This window comes from Chryseobacterium formosense, assembly GCF_900116415.1.
In the GTDB taxonomy this organism is placed as follows: Bacteria; Bacteroidota; Bacteroidia; order Flavobacteriales; family Weeksellaceae; genus Chryseobacterium; species Chryseobacterium formosense.
In genome coordinates this window covers 507,012-528,983 of the sequence record NZ_FPAP01000002.1, presented here as the reverse complement: position 1 = coordinate 528,983, position 21,972 = coordinate 507,012, and the positions used below count along the sequence as shown (strand labels likewise).

At 34.8% G+C, this 21,972-nt stretch carries 20 protein-coding genes and 1 riboswitch; of the genes, 4 read left to right on the top strand and 16 right to left on the bottom strand.

The window, feature by feature from the left end:
• Window position 1: 1 nt before the first annotated feature.
• The 5 genes from BM371_RS08665 to BM371_RS08645 form a co-directional block, all read right to left on the bottom strand.
• Window positions 2–1,093 carry a fatty acid desaturase family protein gene (locus tag BM371_RS08665; RefSeq protein ID WP_034678092.1) on the bottom strand — a complete coding sequence of 364 codons (1,092 nt, stop codon included), beginning with the start codon at window positions 1,091–1,093 and terminating at the stop codon, window positions 2–4.
• 84 nt (window positions 1,094–1,177) lie between these two features.
• The gene (locus BM371_RS08660; RefSeq protein ID WP_034678091.1) at window positions 1,178–2,188 is read right to left on the bottom strand and encodes a homocysteine S-methyltransferase family protein; all 1,011 of its coding nucleotides are present in this window, start codon (window positions 2,186–2,188) and stop codon (window positions 1,178–1,180) included.
• A 93-nt stretch (window positions 2,189–2,281) separates the two neighbouring features.
• Window positions 2,282–3,481 carry an O-succinylhomoserine sulfhydrylase gene (locus BM371_RS08655; RefSeq protein ID WP_262486424.1) on the bottom strand — a complete coding sequence of 400 codons (1,200 nt, stop codon included), beginning with the start codon at window positions 3,479–3,481 and terminating at the stop codon, window positions 2,282–2,284.
• Window positions 3,482–3,647: 166 nt separating this feature from the next.
• Window positions 3,648–5,192 (bottom strand): ACT domain-containing protein, encoded by a 1,545-nt coding sequence (locus tag BM371_RS08650; protein WP_034678090.1) that lies wholly within the window; start codon window positions 5,190–5,192, stop codon window positions 3,648–3,650.
• Window position 5,193: 1 nt separating this feature from the next.
• A complete protein-coding gene (locus BM371_RS08645; protein ID WP_034678089.1) occupies window positions 5,194–6,132 on the bottom strand; it encodes an alpha/beta fold hydrolase in 939 nt (312 codons plus the stop codon).
• Between the two features lie 65 nt (window positions 6,133–6,197).
• Window positions 6,198–6,305: riboswitch (SAM riboswitch) on the bottom strand.
• A 186-nt stretch (window positions 6,306–6,491) separates the two neighbouring features.
• Between BM371_RS08645 and BM371_RS08640 the strand changes: the two genes are divergently transcribed.
• Window positions 6,492–9,104: an MGH1-like glycoside hydrolase domain-containing protein gene (locus BM371_RS08640; protein ID WP_034678088.1), complete on the top strand. Its 2,613-nt coding sequence runs from the start codon at window positions 6,492–6,494 to the stop codon at window positions 9,102–9,104.
• 183 nt (window positions 9,105–9,287) lie between these two features.
• Entirely contained in the window at window positions 9,288–10,973 is a 1,686-nt protein-coding gene (locus BM371_RS08635; protein ID WP_034678087.1) for a T9SS type A sorting domain-containing protein, read from the top strand.
• 72 nt (window positions 10,974–11,045) lie between these two features.
• Here the strand turns inward: BM371_RS08635 and BM371_RS08630 are convergent, their stop codons facing one another.
• From BM371_RS08630 to BM371_RS08595, 8 genes are all read right to left on the bottom strand, one after another.
• Window positions 11,046–11,465 (bottom strand): OsmC family protein, encoded by a 420-nt coding sequence (locus BM371_RS08630; protein WP_034678085.1) that lies wholly within the window; start codon window positions 11,463–11,465, stop codon window positions 11,046–11,048.
• Between the two features lie 61 nt (window positions 11,466–11,526).
• A complete protein-coding gene (locus tag BM371_RS08625) occupies window positions 11,527–12,024 on the bottom strand; it encodes a YegJ family protein (protein WP_034678084.1) in 498 nt (165 codons plus the stop codon).
• A gap of 9 nt (window positions 12,025–12,033) precedes the next feature.
• Window positions 12,034–13,356 carry a DUF58 domain-containing protein gene (locus BM371_RS08620; protein WP_034678082.1) on the bottom strand — a complete coding sequence of 441 codons (1,323 nt, stop codon included), beginning with the start codon at window positions 13,354–13,356 and terminating at the stop codon, window positions 12,034–12,036.
• 35 nt (window positions 13,357–13,391) lie between these two features.
• Entirely contained in the window at window positions 13,392–14,336 is a 945-nt protein-coding gene (locus BM371_RS08615) for an AAA family ATPase (RefSeq protein WP_394334187.1), read from the bottom strand.
• Between the two features lie 202 nt (window positions 14,337–14,538).
• Window positions 14,539–15,696: a DUF4350 domain-containing protein gene (locus BM371_RS08610; protein ID WP_034678081.1), complete on the bottom strand. Its 1,158-nt coding sequence runs from the start codon at window positions 15,694–15,696 to the stop codon at window positions 14,539–14,541.
• 15 nt (window positions 15,697–15,711) lie between these two features.
• Complete coding sequence (locus BM371_RS08605; RefSeq protein ID WP_034678079.1) at window positions 15,712–16,497, bottom strand: hypothetical protein; 786 nt, start codon at window positions 16,495–16,497, stop codon at window positions 15,712–15,714.
• Entirely contained in the window at window positions 16,490–17,452 is a 963-nt protein-coding gene (locus BM371_RS08600; RefSeq protein WP_034678078.1) for a hypothetical protein, read from the bottom strand. The genes BM371_RS08605 and BM371_RS08600 overlap by 8 nt, the downstream gene beginning before the upstream one ends.
• On the bottom strand, window positions 17,436–18,419 hold the full coding sequence (locus tag BM371_RS08595; RefSeq protein WP_034678077.1) for a stage II sporulation protein M: 984 nt from the start codon (window positions 18,417–18,419) through the stop codon (window positions 17,436–17,438). Before BM371_RS08595 ends, BM371_RS08600 begins: the two co-directional genes overlap by 17 nt.
• Window positions 18,420–18,445: 26 nt before the next feature.
• Between BM371_RS08595 and BM371_RS08590 the strand changes: the two genes are divergently transcribed.
• Entirely contained in the window at window positions 18,446–19,195 is a 750-nt protein-coding gene (locus BM371_RS08590; protein ID WP_034678076.1) for an RDD family protein, read from the top strand.
• A gap of 44 nt (window positions 19,196–19,239) precedes the next feature.
• On the opposite strand, the gene BM371_RS08585 is transcribed toward BM371_RS08590, so the two are convergent.
• Window positions 19,240–19,683, bottom strand: coding sequence for a hypothetical protein (locus BM371_RS08585; RefSeq protein WP_034678075.1), 444 nt, complete (start codon window positions 19,681–19,683; stop codon window positions 19,240–19,242).
• Between the two features lie 157 nt (window positions 19,684–19,840).
• Here BM371_RS08585 and BM371_RS08580 point away from each other — a divergent pair, with 157 nt between their 5' ends.
• Entirely contained in the window at window positions 19,841–20,131 is a 291-nt protein-coding gene (locus tag BM371_RS08580) for a GNAT family N-acetyltransferase (RefSeq protein WP_034678074.1), read from the top strand.
• On the opposite strand, the gene BM371_RS08575 is transcribed toward BM371_RS08580, so the two are convergent.
• Window positions 20,120–21,091, bottom strand: a complete 972-nt coding sequence (locus tag BM371_RS08575; protein ID WP_034678071.1) for a glycosyltransferase family protein — start codon at window positions 21,089–21,091, stop codon at window positions 20,120–20,122. The two genes, BM371_RS08580 and BM371_RS08575, sit on opposite strands and share 12 nt — an antisense overlap.
• Window position 21,092: 1 nt before the next feature.
• The gene (locus BM371_RS08570; RefSeq protein WP_034678069.1) at window positions 21,093–21,917 is read right to left on the bottom strand and encodes a UDP-2,3-diacylglucosamine diphosphatase; all 825 of its coding nucleotides are present in this window, start codon (window positions 21,915–21,917) and stop codon (window positions 21,093–21,095) included.
• Window positions 21,918–21,972: the final 55 nt, after the last annotated feature.

Below are 21,972 nucleotides of genomic sequence, written 5' to 3'. Positions count from 1 at the left end.
ATTATTCTTCTAAAATAAAATATGCGTTATTCGCATTTTGCTTCAGCAAATCCACATGTTTGCCCAAAGCGGTGAAAATCGGAAACCTTTTGTACGCCAAATTATGTTCTTTGGCAAATTTTTCGATTTCCTCAGTAATTTCATTATAATATAAATAGCTGTAATTCGGGAATAAGTGATGGGCAACATGAAAGTTGAAATTTCCCAATACATTTCTCACAAACCAGTTATTTTCCTGTAAATCATTGGTTACTTCAAACTGATGTTGAAGCCAACTGAAAGGCAGTCCGTTTTTTTCATTCAATTTAGGAAAAGCATTATCAGGAAGCGGATGCAGAGGCAACAACACAAAAAGCGCAAAAATACTCGCTGCAATAACCTGTAAAAACCAAGCTTCTAAAGCCAAACCAATGGATACTTTAAAAAACAAAACCGGAACTGCAATCTGATAGAAAAAATAAAACAATTTAAAAGCAACCATTTTAATTTTTTCTTTTGTCGGAATTGCTCCCTGCGTTTTCAGAATCACCCTTTCATTATCGAAAAAATCTCTGAAATCACGGATAAACATCCAATTGAACAGATATAAAGGATACACCAGAAAGAAAAAGAAATGCTGGTATTTCTGAACACCTTTCGCTTTAATCCAGGGAACAATCAACAGAAGACCGCTCTGCTCGATGTCGGTATCCCAACCATCCACATTTGGATAAGCGTGATGCGCTGCAATATGTCTTTTTTTCCAGATGTAGGAATTTGCTCCTACAAAATCAAAAATCTGCAACACCAGACTGTTTAATTTTTTGCTTTTGTAAATATTGTTGTGAGCTGCTTCGTGAATTAAATTTAAATAAATCAAAACCAAAGAAATTCCCATCAGCACAAAACTCGAAATGTAAATCCACGGTTTATCTACATTAAAAAGCGCAAAAACATATAAACCAAAATAGACCAAAGGCAAAATAATGGCTTTGATCTGAATATAAAGATCCCTGTTTTCGGGAATGGCTTCCACACGCTGGTTCACTTTCTTTCTTAGTTCATTAAACAGTTTTGCATCCTCTGAATTTTTAAGGTAAATCGGTTTTTCCATTTTCTTTAAATTTTGTGTGATATTTAAAGTTAATATTAAAAACCGTTTCCTTTTTTACCAATTCAATAAAAAAAATCTATCAAATCAGACAAATTCATTCAATTTTCTTGGAGGATACTGTGCTACCAAATCAGCAATCGCTTTGATATGATCCGGCGTTGTTCCGCAACAACCTCCGATAATATTGATTAATCCTTTCTCCACGTATTCTTTGATCTGACCCGCCATATCTTCCGGTGTTTCATCATATTTCCCGAAAGCATTGGGAAGACCCGCATTAGGATACGCCGAAACGTGGAATTCTGAATTGTGAGCCAATGTTTCCAAATAGGGCGTCAACTGATTTGCCCCTAAAGCACAGTTGAAACCGACACTCAATAAATTCAGATGTGAAACCGAAATTAAAAATGCTTCTGCGGTTTGTCCGCTCAATGTTCTCCCTGAAGCATCGGTAATCGTTCCTGAAACCATGATCGGGATTTTGATTCCTCTTTCATCCTGAATTTCGTCGATTGCGAAAAGAGCTGCTTTTGCATTTAATGTATCAAAAATGGTTTCTACCAATAAAATATCTGAGCCTCCGTCTAATAAAGCCTCGCATTGTTGTTTATAAGCAACTCTCAATTCTTCAAAGGTGATGGCTCTGTACCCAGGATCGTTTACATCAGGACTCAAGCTTGCCGTTCTGTTGGTTGGTCCGATAGAACCTGCTACAAATCTTGGTTTGTCAGGATTCTGAACTATAAATTCATCACAAACTTTTCTTGCAATTTTTGCAGATTCATAATTTAGTTCGTAAACCAAATCTTCCATGTGGTAATCAGCCATCGCAATGGTTGTTCCTGAGAATGTATTGGTTTCAATGATGTCTGCTCCAGCTTCCAGGTATTTTTTATGAACTTCTTCAATTGCTTGAGGCTGTGTCAGCGAAAGTAGATCATTGTTTCCCTTCACCGGATGTTCCCAGTCTTTAAAACGATCACCGCGATAATCTTCTTCCTCGAATTTGTATCTCTGAAGCATCGTTCCCATTGCTCCGTCCAGAATTAAAATTCTTTCGGATAATGCTTTGTATAGTTGTTCTGAATTTTTCATTTTTATTTATTTTTCATCGTTGAATTAATGATTAATATCTTTTTCCATACGTTTCACATATGGCTATTGTTGTTGAACCCTTCGGGTTCGTTATTAATTTAATGCCTGTTTTAAATCTGCAATAATATCTTCTACATTTTCCAGACCTACCGAACAACGAACCAAACCTGCCGTAATTCCTACTTCATTTCTTTCTTCGTCTGATAATTTCGAGTGTGTTGTAGATGCAGGGTGCGTCACGATCGTTCTCGTGTCTCCCAAGTTTGCAGAAAGGGAACACATTTTAATTTTATCTAAAAAGTTCCTTCCGCCCTCAATTCCGCCTTTGATTTCAAATGCGACGATATTTCCGCCTAATTTCATCTGCTTTTTGGCAACTTCATAGCTTGGATGAGATGGCAGGAATGGATATTTCGTTAATTCTACATTCGGGTGGTTTTCTAAAAATTCAGCAACTTTTAAAGCATTTTCACAATGTTTTTCAACACGGATCGCCAAAGTTTCCAAACTTTTTGATAAAACCCAAGCGTTAAAAGGCGACATTGCCGGACCTGTATTTCTTGCAAACAGATAAATTTCACGAATCAGATCTTCTCTACCAACCGCTACTCCACCTAAAACACGACCCTGACCGTCGATCAACTTTGTTGCGGAGTGCACAACGATATCTGCTCCATATTTTATGGGCTGCTGTAGATATGGTGTTGCAAAACAATTATCAACAATGAAAATTAAATTATGTTTTTTTGCTATTTGTCCAAAAAATTCTAAATCCAAAACCTCAATCGCCGGATTGGTAGGCGTTTCCAGATATAAAATCTTTGTGTTGGGCTTAATATATTTTTCAACATTTTCGGAATCTCCGGCTTTGAAATAAGTTGTTTCAATATTCCATTTTGGGAAATATTTTGTGAACAATGTGTGCGTAGATCCGAAAACCGATTGGCAACTTACGATGTGATCACCTGCATTTAATAATGTTGCAAACGTTGAATAAATCGCTGCCATTCCCGTTGCGAAAGCATATCCTGCTTCTGCGCCTTCCATTTTTGCAATTTTATCGGTGAATTCTGTTACATTCGGGTTTGAAAAACGGCTGTATAAATTCTTTGATTTTTCTTCTGCAAAACTCGCTCTCATATCTTCCGCATCTTCAAAAACAAAGCTGGATGTCAAATACAATGGTGTAGAATGCTCGTCAAACTGCGTTCTTTCAGTTTGTGTTCTTATGGCAAGTGTTTCAAAGTTTAACAGTTGCTCGTTGCTAGTTTCTGGTTGAATGTTATCACTCATAAACTTATTTATCTTTTTAGAAACGCATCAATTTAACAATGATTTTTTCAAATTATTATATTGATACGTTACTATATTGTTATGTTTTTAATTTAATTTATTTGTTGATAGGATTGCATCCTATCCTTTATTAAATCGTCCCTTCGGGACTGTTTATATTTTAAAATTATTTCGTTTCGCTTACTCTTAAAATATCTCCGAAAACACCTCTTGCGGTAACCTTAGCTCCGGCTCCGGCTCCCATGATAACGATTGGATTTTCACCGTAACTTTCGGTATAAATTTCGAAGATTGAATCTGAACCTTTCAACTGTCCTAATGCTGAAGTTGCAGGAACAGAAACTAGTTTTACATCAAGCTCACCTTTGTCTTTTTGCAAATCTCCGTGAAGATCTCCAACGTACCTTAGAACATGACCCGATTCTTGGTTTTGCTTGATTTTTTGATATTCTTCATCCAGTTCATTCAGTCTTGTAAGGAATTCCGATTTTGAAACTGAAAGCAAACTTTCTGGAACTAAGTTTTGGATGTTGATATCGTCGAATTCATTAATTAAATCTAATTCTCTCGCCAAAATCAATAATTTTCTCGCCACATCGTTTCCTGATAAATCTTCTCTTGGATCTGGTTCTGTATATCCTTTTTCCAAAGCTTCGTTGATGATTGTTGAAAATTTATCATCTCTTAAAGAAAAATTATTGAAAACATAACTCAATGTTCCGGAAAAAACACCCTTGATTCTTGTGATATTTTCTCCTGAAAGATGTAATAATTTAATCGTATCAATTAGCGGCAAACCTGCTCCAACATTAGTTTCGTAAAGATAACGTCTGTTATTTTTGTTCAACGTATATCTTAGTTTACGGTATTCTTCGATCGGAAGTGTGTTAAAAATTTTGTTGGAAGAAACCAGATCGAAACCGTTCTCTGCCAACGTATGATAGTTATGTACAAAATCTTTACTCGCTGTATTATCAACAACAATCAGGTTTTCCAGTTGATTTTCTTTTGAGAATCTGATTAATTCATTGACACTTGACGGACTTTCGGCTGTCAAAACCTCATCGTTCCAGTTGTTATCAAAACCTTTCTTATTGAAAGCAATTTTTCTTGAATTGGCAACTGCTACCACTTTCAGATCAATTTTTTTGCGTCTTCTGATTTCTTCTGATGATTGTAAAACCTGCTCTATCAAAGTCTTTCCAACGTTACCGTGACCAATGATTGCTAAATGAACCGTTTTTGGTTTTTTAGAAATTTCAGACTCGATGATATTTTTCGCTTTTTCGTCCTGTGAAGATGTTACAACGATATTTACCCTTTTTTCTGCTGCAATTTGATTTAAAAGCAATGGAAAAACGTTATTTCTTGCCAGTTCCGCCAGAACTTTATTGAAATCTTCAGCAACAAAACCCAAAACCGACACGTTATTTATGCTGTAAATCTGAGAAACTTTCCCTGATTTTCTTTCTGCTTCAAATTCATCAATCAGACAATTTACTGCTTTTTCGGAATCGCTTTCCTGAACAAGAATAGAAATTCCGTTTTCGATGGCCTGTTGAGAAATTACTCCAACACTGATTCGCGCCAAAGTAAGCGCTTTGAAAATTCGTCCGTCAATCCCGATTTCTCCTAAGAAATCTTCCCCTTCAAATTTGATGATTGATCTGTTTTTTAAAAATTTTATTTCGTTAGCATTAATCTTACTCATTTTACAAAATATTTTTTATGATAGTATTTAATTGTTTATATTCCATTAAGAAGGCGTCGTGCCCGTGAATTGAGGTGATCTCGTGATAGAAAACATTTTCCTTTTTTTCTTTCAGCTTTTCAAAGCACATTCGGATTTCAGAAGCAGGAAAAAATAAATCAGTATCAACGGAGATCAAGTGCATTCGTGCCTGAATTTTCTCCAGATGATCTGCGTTGGCATTAATATTCATCAGCAAATGATTCATCAGCTTATAGGATTTCAAACTAAATCTTTCGTTTAAAGCGTTTCCGTGATAAATGAGCCAATCTTCAGATTCTAATCTATGTTTTTCCTGATTGTATTTGTTTTGAAATCTATCATTTAACGATTCCGGTGTTCGATAGCACAACATCGCATGAATTCTGGCTTTTTGTAATGGTTCATCATTTTGATTTAACAAAAATTTCTGAACCAGACATTGTGCATGAAGCCAATCGTGGGTTTTAAAATCGCAGGCAATGGGAATGAAAATTTCGGCAAGAGTTGGGTTTTTCACCAACATTTCCCAACCAATTCCGCCTCCTAAAGAACCTCCAATAATGGCATGTAAACTTTTAATATTTAAAATTTCAAGACCTTGTAAAAAGATATTTGCAATATCCGAAGGCGTGAAATCTTCGTAATCATCAATTAAAAAATCATCAAATCCGTTTCCGGGAATATTGAAACACAGAACTGTATATTGAGTCGTATCGATAACCTGATTGTCACCAATTAATTGTTTCCACCACCCTTTTTCTCCCGAAACATCTGAGTTTCCAGTTAGAGCATGATTAACTAAAATGATCGGTGAAGAAAACAAGTCTTTCCCGAAAAGCTGATAGCTCAACGGGATATGATATTCCTTTTGGGAATTTGTACGATACGAAAGATTAATATAGTTTAGTTCTGTTTTCAATTCTATTATACTTTTTGATAATACAATTGAAAATGCCACAGGAAATGGCTGAAAAGAACTTCAGTAAGTTATCTGTCCAAAATAATTTTGGTAGAACGTAGCACCTTCATTGCTTGCGCAAAGGGTTGCTAAGGTTTCACAGGGTCTAATCCCTCAACCTTTCTTGATAACATTTTCAATATTTGAATGATCGAATGGTGCAAAGATAGAACTTTTCTTTTAAAAAATTAAAAAAATTTAACAATCATCAAAAAACTTAATATTGGTAAGGTTTTGCAGGGTTTATTAAGAATTATTCAGATTTAAAAAATTGGAATTCGTTTTCAAAAAAATTAACTTAGCAATGAAAATAACCGGAAATGAATATCGAAAAGCAAAGATTACAAGATAAAGACTGGAAAAACTGGGGGCCTTATGTAAGCAACCGACAATGGGGAAATGTACGTGAAGATTACAGTCCGAACGGAAATGCATGGCATTTTGCAAACCACGATATTGCAGAAAGCCACACTTATCGATGGGGAGAGGAAGGTATTGCCGGAATTTCAGACACCAAACAGCTCTTTTGTTTTGCCCTTTCTTTTTGGAATAAAAAAGATAAAAGAATAAAAGAACGTTTTTTTGGATTGAGTAATCCGCAGGGAAACCACGGGGAAGACATTAAAGAAATTTTTTATTATCTAGATAATACACCAACTCACAGCTATATGAAAATGGTGTACAAATACCCTATTAATGAATTTCCGTACGATGATATTGTTGCTGAAAACGCAAGACGTTCGAAAAAAGAGCAGGAGTATGAATTGTTCGACACCGGAATTTTTGATAACGACGAATATTTTGACATCTTCATAGAATATTGTAAATCTGATGCTAACGATATTTTAATAAGAGTTACTGTCTGTAACCGGAGTGATAAAGCTGCTCCGATTGTTGTTTTGCCTACAACCTGGTACAGAAACAATTGGAAATGGGGTTATAACGAATACAAAGGTCAGGTAGAAGCCGGAAAAGATGGCTGTATTAATGTTTTGCATGACAGTGTTCCAATAAAAAAGTTTTATTCAAAAAATAAAAATGTAGAGCAGGTTTTCTGTGACAATGAAACCAATCATCCGAAGCTACATGGTACTCCAATTGCAGAAAACGCATACTACAAGGACGGAATTAATGATTATGTTACTCAACAAAAAAACACAATAAATCCCGAAAAAAGAGGAACAAAAGCTGCATTTATTATCGATGAAATGATTGAAGCACAGCAATCCGAAGTGTTTGAATTCCGATTGTCGCCTTATGATATGGATGACGCTTTTTATCAGTTTGACGATATTTTTAATGCAAGAATAAATGAAGCTAATGAATTTTACAGTGAAATTCAGCAGGATATCTACAATGATGATGAGAAAAATGTTCAGAGACAGGCTTTCGCAGGACTTTTATGGAATAAGCAATTCTATCATTATAATGTAGGAAAATGGCTGAATGGTGATCCTAATCATGAAGCTCCAAGAGATTTTAATAATTATGTGAGAAACACAGAGTGGGAGCATCTTCATAATAAAGACATCATTTCGATGCCCGATAAATGGGAATATCCTTGGTATGCGACTTGGGATTTGGCGTTTCATTGTGTTCCGTTTGCGATTATTGATGCTGAGTTTGCAAAAAACCAATTGCTTTTATTGACCAAAGAATGGTATATGCATCCGAACGGACAAATGCCTGCTTATGAATGGAATTTAAGTGACGTAAACCCTCCTGTTCATGCATGGTCATGCTTCCGGGTTTTTAAAATTGATGAAAAAACAAACGGAAAGCCCGATCTATTATTTTTAGAAAAAGTTTTTCAGAAATTATTGTTAAATTTCACTTGGTGGGTTAACCGAAAAGATAAAAACGGGAAAAATATTTTTGGCGGTGGTTTCCTCGGACTCGATAACATCGGTGCCTTTGACCGGAATATGGAGCTTAAAGATGGTGAACATCTCGAGCAAGCCGACGGAACAAGCTGGATGGCAATGTATGCGCTGAATATGATGCGAATAGCAATGGAACTTGCCCAATATTATCAGGTGTATGAAGATATGGCAATCAAATTCTTTGAACACTATCTTTATATTGCAGAAGCCATGGAAAATATGGGAGAAGGAAAAGAGGGACTCTGGAATGAAGAAGATGGTTTCTTCTACGATGTTTTACAGTTAGGAAACGGAGAAAGTGTTTCGTTACGATTGAGAAGTATTGTCGGTCTGATTCCTATGTTTGCTGTAGAGATTATTGATCATCATTTGCTTGATAAAATGCCAAATTTCCGTGAAAGAATGGAATGGGTTTTAAAAAATAAGCCAGAACTTACTTCCTTGGTTTCGCATTGGGAAGAAGAAGGAAGCGGAAGAAAACATTTGATGAGTATCCTCAGAAAAACAAGGCTAACTAAGGTTTTGAACCGAATGCTCGACGAAAAAGAATTCCTGAGTTCTTACGGAATTCGTGCGATGTCGAAAGTTTACGAAGAAAATCCATTTGTTTTTACTGTTCACGGAAACAAAAATGTGGTTTATTATACTCCTGCAGAAAGTGACAGCCGAATGTTTGGTGGAAACAGTAACTGGCGTGGTCCTATTTGGTTCCCGATCAATTTCCTGATTGTGGAAAGTTTACAGCGTTTTCATTTTTATTACGGAAACAGCTTAAAGGTGGAATTCCCGACCGGAAGTGGAGAAAAGAAAAATTTAGATGAAGTTGCTCAGAATATCAGCGGACGATTATGCTCCATTTTCATGAAAGACGAAAGCGGACAGCGTGCCTTTAACGGTGGGAATTACAAATTCAACTATGATGAGCATTTCAGAGATTATATTACTTTCTACGAATATTTCCACGGAGATAACGGAAGAGGCGTCGGAGCTTCGCATCAGACAGGATGGACTGCAACGGTGGCGAAACTTTTAAAACCCAGATTAGCATAAATATTTTTAATCACTATAAAATAAAGACCAGTAATTTCCTTTACTGGTCTTTTCTATTTTATCAAATAACTTACTTTTGAAAAATTTAATTAAATATTTATTAAATTTTACACCATAATCCCTTACAGTTATCAACCAATCATGTAAATTAGCACACAGAATTCAAATCAATAATTATTAACTATGAAAAGAAAATTACATTCTGTTTTTGTAACGGCTTCATTTGCTTTGTTTTTTAATCAGACAAATGCACAACAGTATCAAACTATGCCTGTACAAAGTGGCTTTAATGCAGACGTTATTGCCAACGGTGTCGGAACATCAGCAAGTTCTACGACGAACGATGTAGACGGAGTAAGCTATGTATTTGTATCTAAAGATTATAAACTTACAGCAGCCGACTCACCCCTTACTTACGGACTGCCTATAGGTGGATTGATTAATTCTGAAGTTGCAGCAACAACCGGATTATCTTATCAATTAGGTTCGTATTCAGGGAATAATTCGCTTCGTCTCAGCAATACCACAACTTCAGGAACCCTTGCTTTTACAACACCGATTCCTGCAATAAGCTTATATATGCTTGCAACGGGAGGAAGTGGAGCCGCAACAGTAGATGCCATTGTAAATTTTTCTGATGGGACAACACAACCCTTTACCGGAATTAGTATTTCTGATTGGTATGATGGCTCAAACTATGCCATTCGCGGAATCGGAAGAATTAATCTAAACAACAATAATCTGGAATCCGGAAACGGAACAAATCCGAGATTATACCAAATTTCAATGGCAATCAACAGTGCCAATCAGTCAAAAAACATTACAAGTATTACGATCACTAAAACAAGCACTGGAGGAAGTATTCCTAATATTTTTGCATTTTCAGCAGATGCTTACAATTCTTGCTTACCTCCTTCCAACATTACTGCTACTACAACACCCGTAAGTGCCATATTGAGCTGGACAGCACCAACAAGTGCTCCTTCTTCAGGATATGAGTATTATTACAACACCACAGGAACTCCGCCAAGTGCAACAACCTCACCTACGGGTTCGGTTTCTGCAGGTACAACTTCGGTACCTCTGAACGGTTTAGCAACCGGGCAGCTCCATTATTTCTGGGTAAGATCAAACTGTGGAACGACTAAAGGATTCTGGAAGATGATAACATTTACCCCAGGTCAGGTTACTGCAACTTTAACAACAGGTGATATCAGTACAGAATTTGCAGACAACGATCCGACAGCAACATCTACATCAGGTTGTCCCGGAACTTTATCTGTAACGATTCCTGCAGGTTATAAAATTTCATCTACAACCGTTGCTTATAAAATGACTGCAACAAATAATGCTTACATGTCTGAACAAAGAAGTATTTTGGTATGTACCACCAATAGTACAGCCGAATCTGCAATATCATCAGGTTCGGGAGGCACAGAGGGAACATATTCTTATGAAAGATCGGGCTTAACTCTGGCAAATAATCTTACGGGAACCGTTAATTTCCAAATGAATGCATGGAGAAAATGGGGAGATGAAAGTTTAGGCTGTGACACATCATTTAATAAAGTTGATAACAATACATGGAAAATAACCGTTACATTAGCTCCTGATAATTTATCAACAAATGAGGTAAAAACAGAGAAGAAAAATCTGATTTCTCCAAACCCTTTTAGTGAAACTATTACCATTAAAAATGCTGAAAAAGTGAAACAAATTGTGGTGACAGATCTTTCGGGAAGAAGCATCAGAACGATAAGCAATCCATCATCAGCAATTCAATTAGGAGATTTAAAATCAGGATTGTATATTTTAAATTTAACCATGACAGACGGAACATCTGAAAACGTGAAGGTCATTAAAAAATAATATCTAACCAATAATTATTAAAAAGGCTGTACATTTTTCAAATGTACAGCCTTTATTTTTATTTCATTTCATTTAAACCTTCTCTCCGTTTACAAAAACTTCATATCCAATCTCTACGGTTGGCTCCAAAGTTTTTGATACAGAACAATATTTATCGAAAGATAATTCTGATGCTTTCAAAGCTTTTTTAGGATCAATATTTCCTTCCAGTAAAAATTTCACCTTGATGGATTTGAATGGTTTCGCATCATCCACAGGAATTCTTTCACCTTCAACTTCTGCTTTAAAGTTGGTAATTTCCTGTCTCTGCTTTTTTAAAATTGAAACAACATCAATTCCGCTGCAACCAGCAACCGCCATTAAAACACTTTCCATTGGCGAAACGCCTTTTGCCCCAGGTTGAGAAGTATTATCCAGTAAAATTGAATTTCCCTGAGCGTTGGTACATTCAAATAAAAAATCGTCGTTGATTCTGTTTAAAGTAATTTTCATTTTGCTTATTGCTTGGTACAAAATTATAAAATCTTCAGTTAAGATTAAATTGTATTAGGTTTTATTCATAAATCAAACCCTGTGAATCCATCTCTTTTTTTTCTTCATTACTCATGGTTTCTCTTAAAACCTTTACGGTATAAGCTCCTTTCACCACATTCTTATCATAATACATCCAGTCTGAAAGATTATCAAGGTTTACAACAATCTCATCTCCAAGTTTAATATCAAGAGGATTTACCGGTTCATTCTGAATAATTCCACGGTATTTCCCGTTATCAAAAACAATATCTCCAATCCAGATATGTTCGCCGCCTTCCTGAGTATCAAACCTTTGTTTAATCGCAAAATTTGAGAAATCAGGGTTCTTACTTATCAGTGCCGGATGAAAATTGGTCTGAAAAGTTTTCTTTGCATTTTCAATAGCGGCATTCATTCCTGCATCTTCAGGCTGTACGAGCAAAACTTCAGGTTCACCGTCTCTCTGAATTCTTTCTCTTTTGTTCTCGCAGCTTACAATTATTAGCAAAATGACTGCAACAATAATTAATTTTCTCATCTGTTTTGTTTATAAAATTCCTCTTGCCTTGATCTCAAGATATTTATTAATCACCTCTACATTAAGATTTTCAGGTAGCGTGTACACAGAATAAATTCCATATTTTCTTAATTCCTGAATGATCAGTTTCTTTTCAAACTCAAATTTTTCGGCGATAATTTCGTCATAAATTTCCTGCATATTTTCGGGATTGGTATGAATGAGCTTCTGAATTTCGGTATTTTTAAAGAAAACAACAACCAGCAAGTGATTTTTGGCAATTCCACGAAGGTATTTCATTTGTCTGTTTAAACCATCCAACGTTTCAAAATTGGTAAAAAGCAAAACCAGACTTCGTTGATTAATTGAGTATTTTACATCCTGATACAACCGGTTGAAGTCGCTTTCAAAAAAATCAGTTTTAATATTGTATAAAGCTTCAGAAATTTTTCTTAGTTGCCCTGATTTGTTATCGGCCGCAACTTTGTTTTCAGCTCTTTTAGAAAAAGTCATCATTCCGGCACGGTCGCCTTTTTTGAGAATAATATGAGACAAAGCCATTGTTGCATTGATGGAATAATCGAGAAGACTTAAGCTGTTGAAAGGCATTTTCATCGTTCTTCCTTTATCAATCAGCATAAAAATACGCTGCGATTTTTCATCCTGAAACTGATTTACCATTAAACGATTTGTTTTTGAAGTGGCTTTCCAGTTTATCGTTCGAACATCGTCTCCGGGAATATATTCTTTAATCTGCTCAAATTCCATAGTGTGTCCCAATTTTCTGATTTTCTTGATTCTGCCTAAAAGAAATTCATTCTGGAGAGCCATCAGTTCGTACTTTCTCAAATGAATAAATGAAGGATATGAAGCCAGATTAGCATCTTTCTGAAATATAAATCTTTTAGAAACGAAACTTATCGGCGAAGAAGCATAAATATTTAACGCTCCAAAATGATATTCACCCCTTTCTTTCGGTTCTAAAAAATACTGAAACAAAATATTTTTCCCCGATTCAATTTCCTTTGTAATTAAAAAATCTCTTTTCTGAAACTGAAACGGAATTTCATCAATTACCTTTACATTAATTTTAAAAATGTAATTGTTTTTAATATCAATTTTTACTGCATTTTCATCACCATTTGATAGTTTTTCAGGTAAAATTCTCTGGGCCAAAACCGCATCTTTCATTCTGAAAACGAGCAAATAATCAACAAATACCGTTAGGAAAATCAACAATAAAAGTGAATGTCCTAAAATCATAAAAAACGGAAAGAAAAATGCCAAAACATAGAGCATTCCTACACCGATGAGTGCAAAGAAAAAACGTGTATTGATGTATAAGTTTTTCATATTTCAGATGGCAGATTTCTGTAGTTTAAACAAAATTATCTAGGAATTTCTATTCCTTCCAGAATTTGTCTGATAATTTCATCAGCAGTAAGACCTTCCATTTCTCTTTCAGGAGAAACAATTACTCTGTGTCTTAAAACTGCATAACTCGCTTCTTTAATATCTTCCGGTGTTACAAAATCCCTTCCTCTCAATGCAGCAAAAGCTTTGGAAGCCGTTAATAATGCTAAGCTGGCTCTTGGAGAAGCTCCTAAATACAGGAATTGATTTTCTCTTGTATTGATGATGATTTTAGCAATGTATTCAATCAGTTGAGACTCAACAATGATTTCTTTTACCAATTTTTGGTAGTGATTAAGCTGTTGTGCGGTGATAACTTTATTAACCGCCTCCGTTTTATCTTCTAATCTGTTGTCATGTTGGTTCTTGATAATCGCAACTTCCTGTTCAAGGGTCGGATAACCTACATTAATTTTAAATAAAAAACGGTCAAGCTGAGCTTCCGGAAGCCTATACGTTCCTTCATGCTCAATTGGGTTTTGGGTGGCGATTACAAGGAATGGTTCTTCCATTTCATAGCGTGTACCATCAATGGTAATCTGCTTTTCCTCCATTACCTCAAACAAAGCAGCCTGAGTTTTTGCCGGAGAACGGTTGATCTCATCAATCAGAATAAAGCTCGAGAAAATAGGACCTTTTTTAAATTCAAATTCTGAATTTTTCATACTGAAAACCGATGTTCCCAAAATATCGGAAGGCATCAAATCCGGCGTAAACTGGATTCTGCTGAAATCTACATCAATCGTTTTTGATAATAATTTTGCCGTAATCGTCTTCGCAACCCCGGGAACTCCTTCAATCAGAACGTGACCGTTGGAAAGCAAAGCAGCTAAAAGATGTTCAACCATATTTTCCTGACCGACAATTACTTTTGCGATTTCCGATTTTACTTTATTTAAATTCTCACGAAGATCGATCATATCAATTCTTGATTGAAATTCGTCCTGAGTTTTTTGTTCTTTATTTAGGTTGATCGAACTTTGAAATTCTACATTCTGTTCTTCGTTATTTTCCATATTGTTTTGTTTTTATTTTAGAAAAACTGTTTCGCTCCTACGGAGCTCACCTTTCACTTCTTCTTTTTCTACAAAGGTCAGACTCCTACGGAGTCTTCCGAAATCTCTATTTTAAAATATCGTCTAAAAGCTTGTTAATACGTGCCAAATCTTCTTTCATTACACTTGCATAAGGATCTTGCGCTCTCTTGATTAAATCAATGGCTTCGGTAATCATTTCTGCTGGTTTTCCGGTTTTTAACTGAAGTTTTTTCGCAAATTCGTCATCCAGATTCTGGGTATCAATCAAAAGATCAATTCTTACTTTATTTAAAAAATATTGTGCTTTTTTTGCCATCATATCATGGAAATCACCTTCCTGCAGATAAAGATTTCCGATACTTTTCACAAAATCAGCCGAAGTATTTTTTAGTGGTTCAATGATGGGAACAATTCTCTGCTTTCGTTTTATATTAAAGAAAATAAACAAAACCATTCCTCCTAAAAACACCCACCAAGCGTATTTCAAAGGCGGATTGGAAAGAATAAACCTCAACAGAAAACTAGATTCTCTGGTATTACTTTCAACAAACCACAAAGTCTCTTTATCTTCCAGGTAAGAAAAAACACTTTGAGCATATCTTACATTTCCAGACTTCAGCAGATAATAATTGGTCAGGAAAAGCGGTTCGCAATGCACGTAAACATTTCCTTTCCCGAAAGGTGCTTTGATAAAGTTTGCCTGGTCTTCATTATTTTCTTCAACGGTTTTTCCTAAAACCTGAACATTAGGTTTGATGTAAGAAAAACCTCTTCCTGATGGAAATTTATCTAGCTTAATAAAATCGTTCTGATATTTTTTATCGGTTAGCTTTAAAACATTTTGGTCTTCATAGGAAATTTTAGAACCATAAAAACCAATTGAATCTGAAACATTTTTAGGAAGCCGTGTTGCAATAATCATTGCATCGGAACCTTTGGAAACTTCATTTAAAATTTTCTTCCACGACTCTGGGTCGATTTCGCTTTCTATGACCAGAATATTGTGTGGTTTTCTACTTTTCTCAGTATAATAGTCATAAGGAGCAACATCAATTTTAGACAGCTTATTCTTAAAAAGATCTTTCACTTCTTTATTAAAAACGAAAAGCCCAAAAGGAGATTTCTGATTAACGTCGAAATTTTTGCGCCAGTCTGTAACTTCCTTTTTGTTTACTTCAAACAATGCAAGAATCACCATGATAATGATGAAAATAACAGCATATATTTTGAAAGTTTTATTCATTTTTAAAGAAGATTATTACGGTTTAAAACCCTGAAACTGGTTTTTAAATTTGTTGTAACTATTTTCGTCAATACTAAATTCTCCATACCAAACGTAATCGAAAATGTAGGAAAGATTATAAAAATCATTCTTCAGATGATTCGCTTTTAATTCAGAAACGTAGTCTTTGTTTGTCTTTTCAGGATTCCAGAGGATAAGTTTTTTATCGCTTAATTTTTTAAGACTATAAAGAAACTGATAACGTACTGCAGAACGGTAATCTCTGTCATTTTCAAACTTTGCAATGCTTTGCGGAAAATTGATTTCGTGGATATTTTCATGAAGCTCCTCATCATTGATTTCCACTTTCTTATTTTTCTTTCCGAAAAAGCTTAAACCATTATTATTAATTAAAAATTTAATAATAAAATACAATAGAAAACCAACCAAAACGATGGCAAAAAGTCTGATAACGACATTAGTAATCTGTGAAGAGGTTTCTAAGCTTGTATCCCCAAAAATCGCACGGATAAGCTGAATTATTTTGCGCTGAAGCTTTTCAAAAAATGATTCTCTTGGCTTTGAAGTCGTATAGTCGAACTCATTTCCTTTGTATCTCGAAGGGAGATTTTCTTTAAACTTTTTCGGGAAAACTTTGTTTTCTGTTTGAGGATTTGCTTTCAAAACAGAATCTGCAACATACATATTCTTGTAATGTGCAGTCACAACAGTATCTTCGATGTAAAAATCGTCTTCATAATCCTGAGCTTTAATCAACCCAAGATTCATTATTATTAATAAAAAAAGAAGAATTTTATTCATTGACGCCAATCGTTTCAATTTCTTCGAGTTCTACTTTCTGATGAAAATCTCTTCTGCTGTCATAGTACATCAATCCTGAATTGACATACAACAGATTTGAAAGGAAAAATGAAACTAATGTAGATACTCCGTACAATACAAAAATCAGCACCCCGAAACCACCTGTAAAAGGATTTTGCTCAAAATTTCCGTCAGGCGCAGTGGTAAAAAGATTCAACATGAAAAGTATCATCGGAATCATGGTAAAAATGGTGGTAATGACGTACAAAATAATCAACAGAACCAAAGTTGCACCCCAATATTTCCAGTAAGGCGATCCTTCCCTGTTATTTGCGTAAGAAAACTGAGAACGGATGGAATAGCTTAAACTTTCAAAAAAACCTCTGCTGCTGTTGAAATAATCAAACATTAAAAAGTTGATGATATTGATGACAACCGGGAAAACAAGCAGCAAAATAAAAAAACCTATAACGACAAAAATTAAAGCATAGGAAACCCCAACAATAATGGTTGCTAAAGGCATAACAATAAATATTAAACCTAATAAAAGTTTACCAATTTTACCTGAATTCTGCTTAAAATCCGCAAGAATATCATCCGTTTTAATGGTAGTTTGTCCGTCTGCAAGTCTTTTCATATAAAAAACCGGGAAAAGATAATTGACAATCATTAATGCCATAAAAAGCAAAAAAGTAACGATTCCAACCCCTATAAACATTCCCATATTATTCTCAAAATATGATTCGAAATAGTAGCTTTCACCGCTCATATTCGAACCAAAAATCTGCATAAATAATTCTCTGTAGCCGAAAATAAAAATGGCAACCATCACAATCATCAAAAGCCCGTTCAGCAGAATATAATTTTTGAAATAGTTTTTGCCGTATTGTTTGAAGAACGCAAAACTGTCACTAATAAACGCTCCGAAATCTCTTTTTTTATAAAATTGCATCATTGATATGTTTTTTTACTCTTCGGTTAACAATATGAGGATAGATAAAATAATAAAAGCCAATAATTCCGATACAGCCGAAAATAATGATCAGATTAAGAACCAACGGCATTTTTAGCGCATGTCTTGTCACATAACCTTCGATAATTCCGGCACAAATTGTAAATGGAATTGTGCTTAAAAATATTTTAAATGAATTTTTGAATCCGTTTTTAAATGAATTAAATCTTGAAAGCGTTTTTGGAAAAAGTATAGAAGTTCCCAAAATCAAACCACACATCCCTTCGACCACCATGCTGAAAATCTCAAACGCTCCGTGAAGCCAGATTCCTCTTGCACTGTCCCCCAAAGCTCCATGTTCGTAGAAAAAATACTGGAAAGTTCCTACCATAATAGAATTCTGCATCAAAAGATATAAAGTTCCAAGTCCGCAGGTAATTCCGTAGATATACAGTTTTGCGCCGACCAAAATATTGTTGAATGTAATTCCGATGGTACTTCCCCAAGTCGAGCCATCCTGATAAACACCGACTGCGTTTCCGTTTTTGATGTTTTCGATGGTCATATTCACATAACCTTCGCTCAGAATAAGATTGGCGAAATCTTTATCGTAAATCGCTGAAAGAACACCAATCAGCATAAAAAATATAAAGAATAGAAATGAATAAACAAGATACCTTCTGTATTCGTAAACAATAAGCGGGACTTCAGTTTTGAAGAAGTAAACCAGCCTGTTTTCTTCAACTCTTTTGGTTTTATAAATTTTCTGAAAGATCTGAGATGAAAGATGATTTAAATAAACAACAGTATTGCTTTTAGGATAATAAGTCTGTGCAAATGAAAGATCATTCACAAGGTTGATATACAGCGAAGACAGGTCATCAGGATTTTTTTTAATTTTCCCTTGAACAACCTGCTCAATTCCCAACCATTTTTCTTTATTTTGTTTAATGAAATAAACCTCTCTCATATTGTAAGGCTAAAATAATAAAAATTATGTCTCAAATTGCGATAAATACCTCTCAAAATGTAAATATTAATTTTATCACTGCAAGTATTGGAGAAAGGATTCTGGCATACATTATAGATGGTGCAATCAAAGTCGCATACATCATTGCCGCATTTTATATTTTCTTCAGTATTTTAAATTTGGGATACCTTTTAGATGGGCTGGATCAATGGTCTCAAATGGCTGTTTATATCGCCATTACACTTCCCGTTTCTATTTACCCTGTTGTTTTGGAAAGCCTGATGGAAGGTCAGACACCAGGAAAAAAACTAATGAAAATTCGGGTGGTGAAAATCGATGGTTATCAGGCAAGTTTCGGAGATTATCTGATCCGCTGGGTTTTCAGATTAATCGATACAACTTTTGCAGGAGTGGTGGGTTTAATTTCTATGATCGTTTCTAAAAATAATCAGAGATTGGGAGATATTGCTTCCGGAACAGCTGTTATTTCCCTAAAAAACAACATCAATATTTCTCACACAATTCTGGAAAATATTCACGAAGATTATATTCCCTCTTTTCCGCAGGTGATTGGTTTGAGTGATAATGATATGAGAATCATCAAAGACAATTATATAAAAGCACTTAGCGTAGATGACCGACAAGTCATTACAAAGCTTTCAGAAAAAATAAAAAGCATTCTTAAGCTTGAAATCGATCCTACAAAAATGACCGAAAGACAGTTTATTGGAATTATTATTAAAGATTATAATTATTACACCGGAAAAGACAGTTAATCGATCGTCGATTCTTTAGTTTTAAATCTGTTTAAATTTAAAAACTACTGCAGAAGAGACCAAATCCCGACACCAATTCCTGCATAAGCTGCAACCGTAATAATATCGGCGATGGGTTGTGAAAATCGTTTTTCAGCAATTCTCTCAGCATCGATCTGATCCTTGTGGAATTTCAGAACTTTATCTGGTTGACGAACCGGGTGCGCGACAAGACTGTCACTTTCCCAACGGTCAACAATTACTTTATAGCTCTTACCACCAACATCAATTCTTACATTTTTATTCGGTGCAAGTTTTTCCTTAACATTGATCGGAGCAGGTGTTGGTTGTACATCCTTCTGTCCCGGAGCAGTATTATTAGCAACTGCAGCATTATTTTTAGGATTTTGTTTATTGTCAATTGCCGGATCTACAGGTTTTTTCACCTGATAAGTATAACAACTTACAAGACACAATGATATAATGATAAGATAAAGATACTTTTGCATTGACCAAATTTAAGAATTAAACGGAATATTTGGCATTTTCTTTTAAAAAGATATAATTTTTAAAAATGAATTGTCCATTTACGTTTCCATTCTTGATTTAGATCAAAACTTTCACGGTGCAGTTTTTGTATTTTTAATTTCAATTAAAATATAAGCTATGAGATTCGAAAATAATAAATCAGGAAACGGCGGAGTTATCACCCTTAACAATGAAATCAAAGAAATCGGAAGATTGACTTACACTATTTTTCCCGAAGATCAGAAACTGATTATTTCATTCGTTTTGGTACATCCCGAATTTGAAGGTCGCGGGATGGGAAAGTTTTTAGTGGAAGAAGCCATTAAATTTTCAAGAGAAAACAATTGGAAAGTGTATCCACACTGTTCTTACGCAAGGGCAGTAATGAGAAGAATGAATGATGTGGAAGATATCTTTCTACAGAACTAAAACTTCATTCAGCAGAATATCTTCAATATCATCAGGATAATTGACCTTGAAATGAAGATCCGATGCTACCCATTTTTTAATTTCCTCCACATCTAAAATTTTAGAATTGGAAATTCCCATTTTATCCAAAGCTGCGGCGTTGCATTCCTGTTCATACTGATTGTGAATGGGAATGACAAACAGCTTTTTATCAATGAAAAGTGCTTCGGCAGGAGTTTCAAAACCTGCATTGCAAAGAATTCCGTCACAGTTTTCGAATGATTTTAAAAATTGTATTTCGTCAATAGGAAAAACCTCAACATTTTTTATTTTCACCTGAAGTTTACTGTATTTCGAAAAAATTTTCCATTCTACAGGAATTTCTCTTAAAACCTTAATGATATTTTCATCAGAAAAACTCGGAAGATAGACTACATAAAATCCCTTTTTATGAGGATTCAGGTTTCTGATTTTTCTTCTGATAACAGGTTTTTTAATTTGCGGATGATAATTTTCAAAATGAAAACCTATTTTCCGTTCACTCGGAACATAATATTTTAAAATTAATTCTCCCAAAAAATCTTTTTTTGAAGGTTTTGGGGTTTCTTTAAAACTCATCGAAGCCTGATGACTCAGCTCAATCATGTTTAAATTCTGCATTTTACAAGCCCAACCCGTCAAAGGTTCATAATCATTAATGATCAGATCATACCTGCTTAAATCGATATTTTTGATTGTTTTAAATGCTGCAAGAAAATTATTCCTGAAAAGAATTTTTTTATATGAAATTCCGCCTGTCTTGTTATAAAGCAAGGAAATACCCTGATGTTGAAAGTTAATCGGAAAATCAGCCTTTAATTGAGATTGATGGCCACTGATCAGCGTATCGACTGAAGCATATTTTTTAAGGATCGGAATAATTTCCTGTGCTCTTGCGACATGACCGTTTCCTGTCCCCTGAAATGCGTACAATACTTTCATACTAAGTAAACTGGGTTACAATTTTCAAAAGATCAGAATTGTTAATATCCTGAATTTCTTCAGATTCATCATCTTTCAGCAAATGTTTGTGGTCTTCGTAGTGAAAAATTTTCCATTCATTCTGGTCAAATTCTAAAGCCGATAAATTTTCAATCCAATCGCCGGAATTTAAATAAGTACATGAACCTTTTTTATTAACAACTTCCCGCATCTGTGGTTGATGAATGTGTCCACAAATCACATAATCATATCCGTTATCGATCGCTAATTCGGAGGCTGTTAATTCAAAATCGCCAATATATTTGACTGCCTTTTTCACATTATTCTTGATTTTTTTTGAAAATGAGTATTTTTCCTTACCCATTTTTTCTAAAAACCAATTGACAACATTATTGATGACAATGAGAAGATCATAGCCTTTTCCGCCCAGTTTTGCAATCCACTTTGAATGCTGAACCGATGCATCGAAGACATCCCCATGGAAGATCCACGTTTTTTTGTTATTAATATCCAGACAGAGTTTGTTGCAGACTTTCAGCTTACCCAATTCGAAATCGGTAAACTTCCTGAACATTTCATCGTGATTACCGGTAATATAGTAGACATTTGTGTTTTTAGTTGCAAATGAAATGATCTTTTTGATCACCTTCAAATGAGGCTTAGGAAAGTAAGATTTTTTGAACTGCCATATATCGATAATATCACCATTTAAAACTAATGTTTTTGGTTGAATAGAATTTAGATACCTTAGAAGCTCTTTAGCCTTACATCCGTAAGTTCCCAAATGTACATCCGAAATAACAACCAATTCAACGTTTCTTTTCATTTGCAGCAATTATCTTACTAATGATCAAAAGTGATCGCCATGTCAATTAGTATTT

Bases quoted from the DNA above. Each gene is read 5' to 3' on its own strand.
- BM371_RS08665 (WP_034678092.1), bottom strand. From the start codon at position 1,093: ATGGAAAAACCGATTTACCTTAAAAATTCAGAGGATGCAAAACTGTTT.
- BM371_RS08660 (WP_034678091.1), bottom strand. From the start codon at position 2,188: ATGAAAAATTCAGAACAACTATACAAAGCATTATCCGAAAGAATTTTA.
- BM371_RS08655 (WP_262486424.1), bottom strand. From the start codon at position 3,481: ATGAGTGATAACATTCAACCAGAAACTAGCAACGAGCAACTGTTAAAC.
- BM371_RS08650 (WP_034678090.1), bottom strand. From the start codon at position 5,192: ATGAGTAAGATTAATGCTAACGAAATAAAATTTTTAAAAAACAGATCA.
- BM371_RS08640 (WP_034678088.1), top strand. From the start codon at position 6,492: ATGAATATCGAAAAGCAAAGATTACAAGATAAAGACTGGAAAAACTGG.
- BM371_RS08635 (WP_034678087.1), top strand. From the start codon at position 9,288: ATGAAAAGAAAATTACATTCTGTTTTTGTAACGGCTTCATTTGCTTTG.
- BM371_RS08630 (WP_034678085.1), bottom strand. From the start codon at position 11,465: ATGAAAATTACTTTAAACAGAATCAACGACGATTTTTTATTTGAATGT.
- BM371_RS08625 (WP_034678084.1), bottom strand. From the start codon at position 12,024: ATGAGAAAATTAATTATTGTTGCAGTCATTTTGCTAATAATTGTAAGC.
- BM371_RS08620 (WP_034678082.1), bottom strand. From the start codon at position 13,356: ATGAAAAACTTATACATCAATACACGTTTTTTCTTTGCACTCATCGGT.
- BM371_RS08615 (WP_394334187.1), bottom strand. From the start codon at position 14,336: ATGATCGATCTTCGTGAGAATTTAAATAAAGTAAAATCGGAAATCGCA.
- BM371_RS08610 (WP_034678081.1), bottom strand. From the start codon at position 15,696: ATGAATAAAACTTTCAAAATATATGCTGTTATTTTCATCATTATCATG.
- BM371_RS08605 (WP_034678079.1), bottom strand. From the start codon at position 16,497: ATGAATAAAATTCTTCTTTTTTTATTAATAATAATGAATCTTGGGTTG.
- BM371_RS08600 (WP_034678078.1), bottom strand. From the start codon at position 17,452: ATGATGCAATTTTATAAAAAAAGAGATTTCGGAGCGTTTATTAGTGAC.
- BM371_RS08595 (WP_034678077.1), bottom strand. From the start codon at position 18,419: ATGAGAGAGGTTTATTTCATTAAACAAAATAAAGAAAAATGGTTGGGA.
- BM371_RS08590 (WP_034678076.1), top strand. From the start codon at position 18,446: ATGTCTCAAATTGCGATAAATACCTCTCAAAATGTAAATATTAATTTT.
- BM371_RS08585 (WP_034678075.1), bottom strand. From the start codon at position 19,683: ATGCAAAAGTATCTTTATCTTATCATTATATCATTGTGTCTTGTAAGT.
- BM371_RS08580 (WP_034678074.1), top strand. From the start codon at position 19,841: ATGAGATTCGAAAATAATAAATCAGGAAACGGCGGAGTTATCACCCTT.
- BM371_RS08575 (WP_034678071.1), bottom strand. From the start codon at position 21,091: ATGAAAGTATTGTACGCATTTCAGGGGACAGGAAACGGTCATGTCGCA.
- BM371_RS08570 (WP_034678069.1), bottom strand. From the start codon at position 21,917: ATGAAAAGAAACGTTGAATTGGTTGTTATTTCGGATGTACATTTGGGA.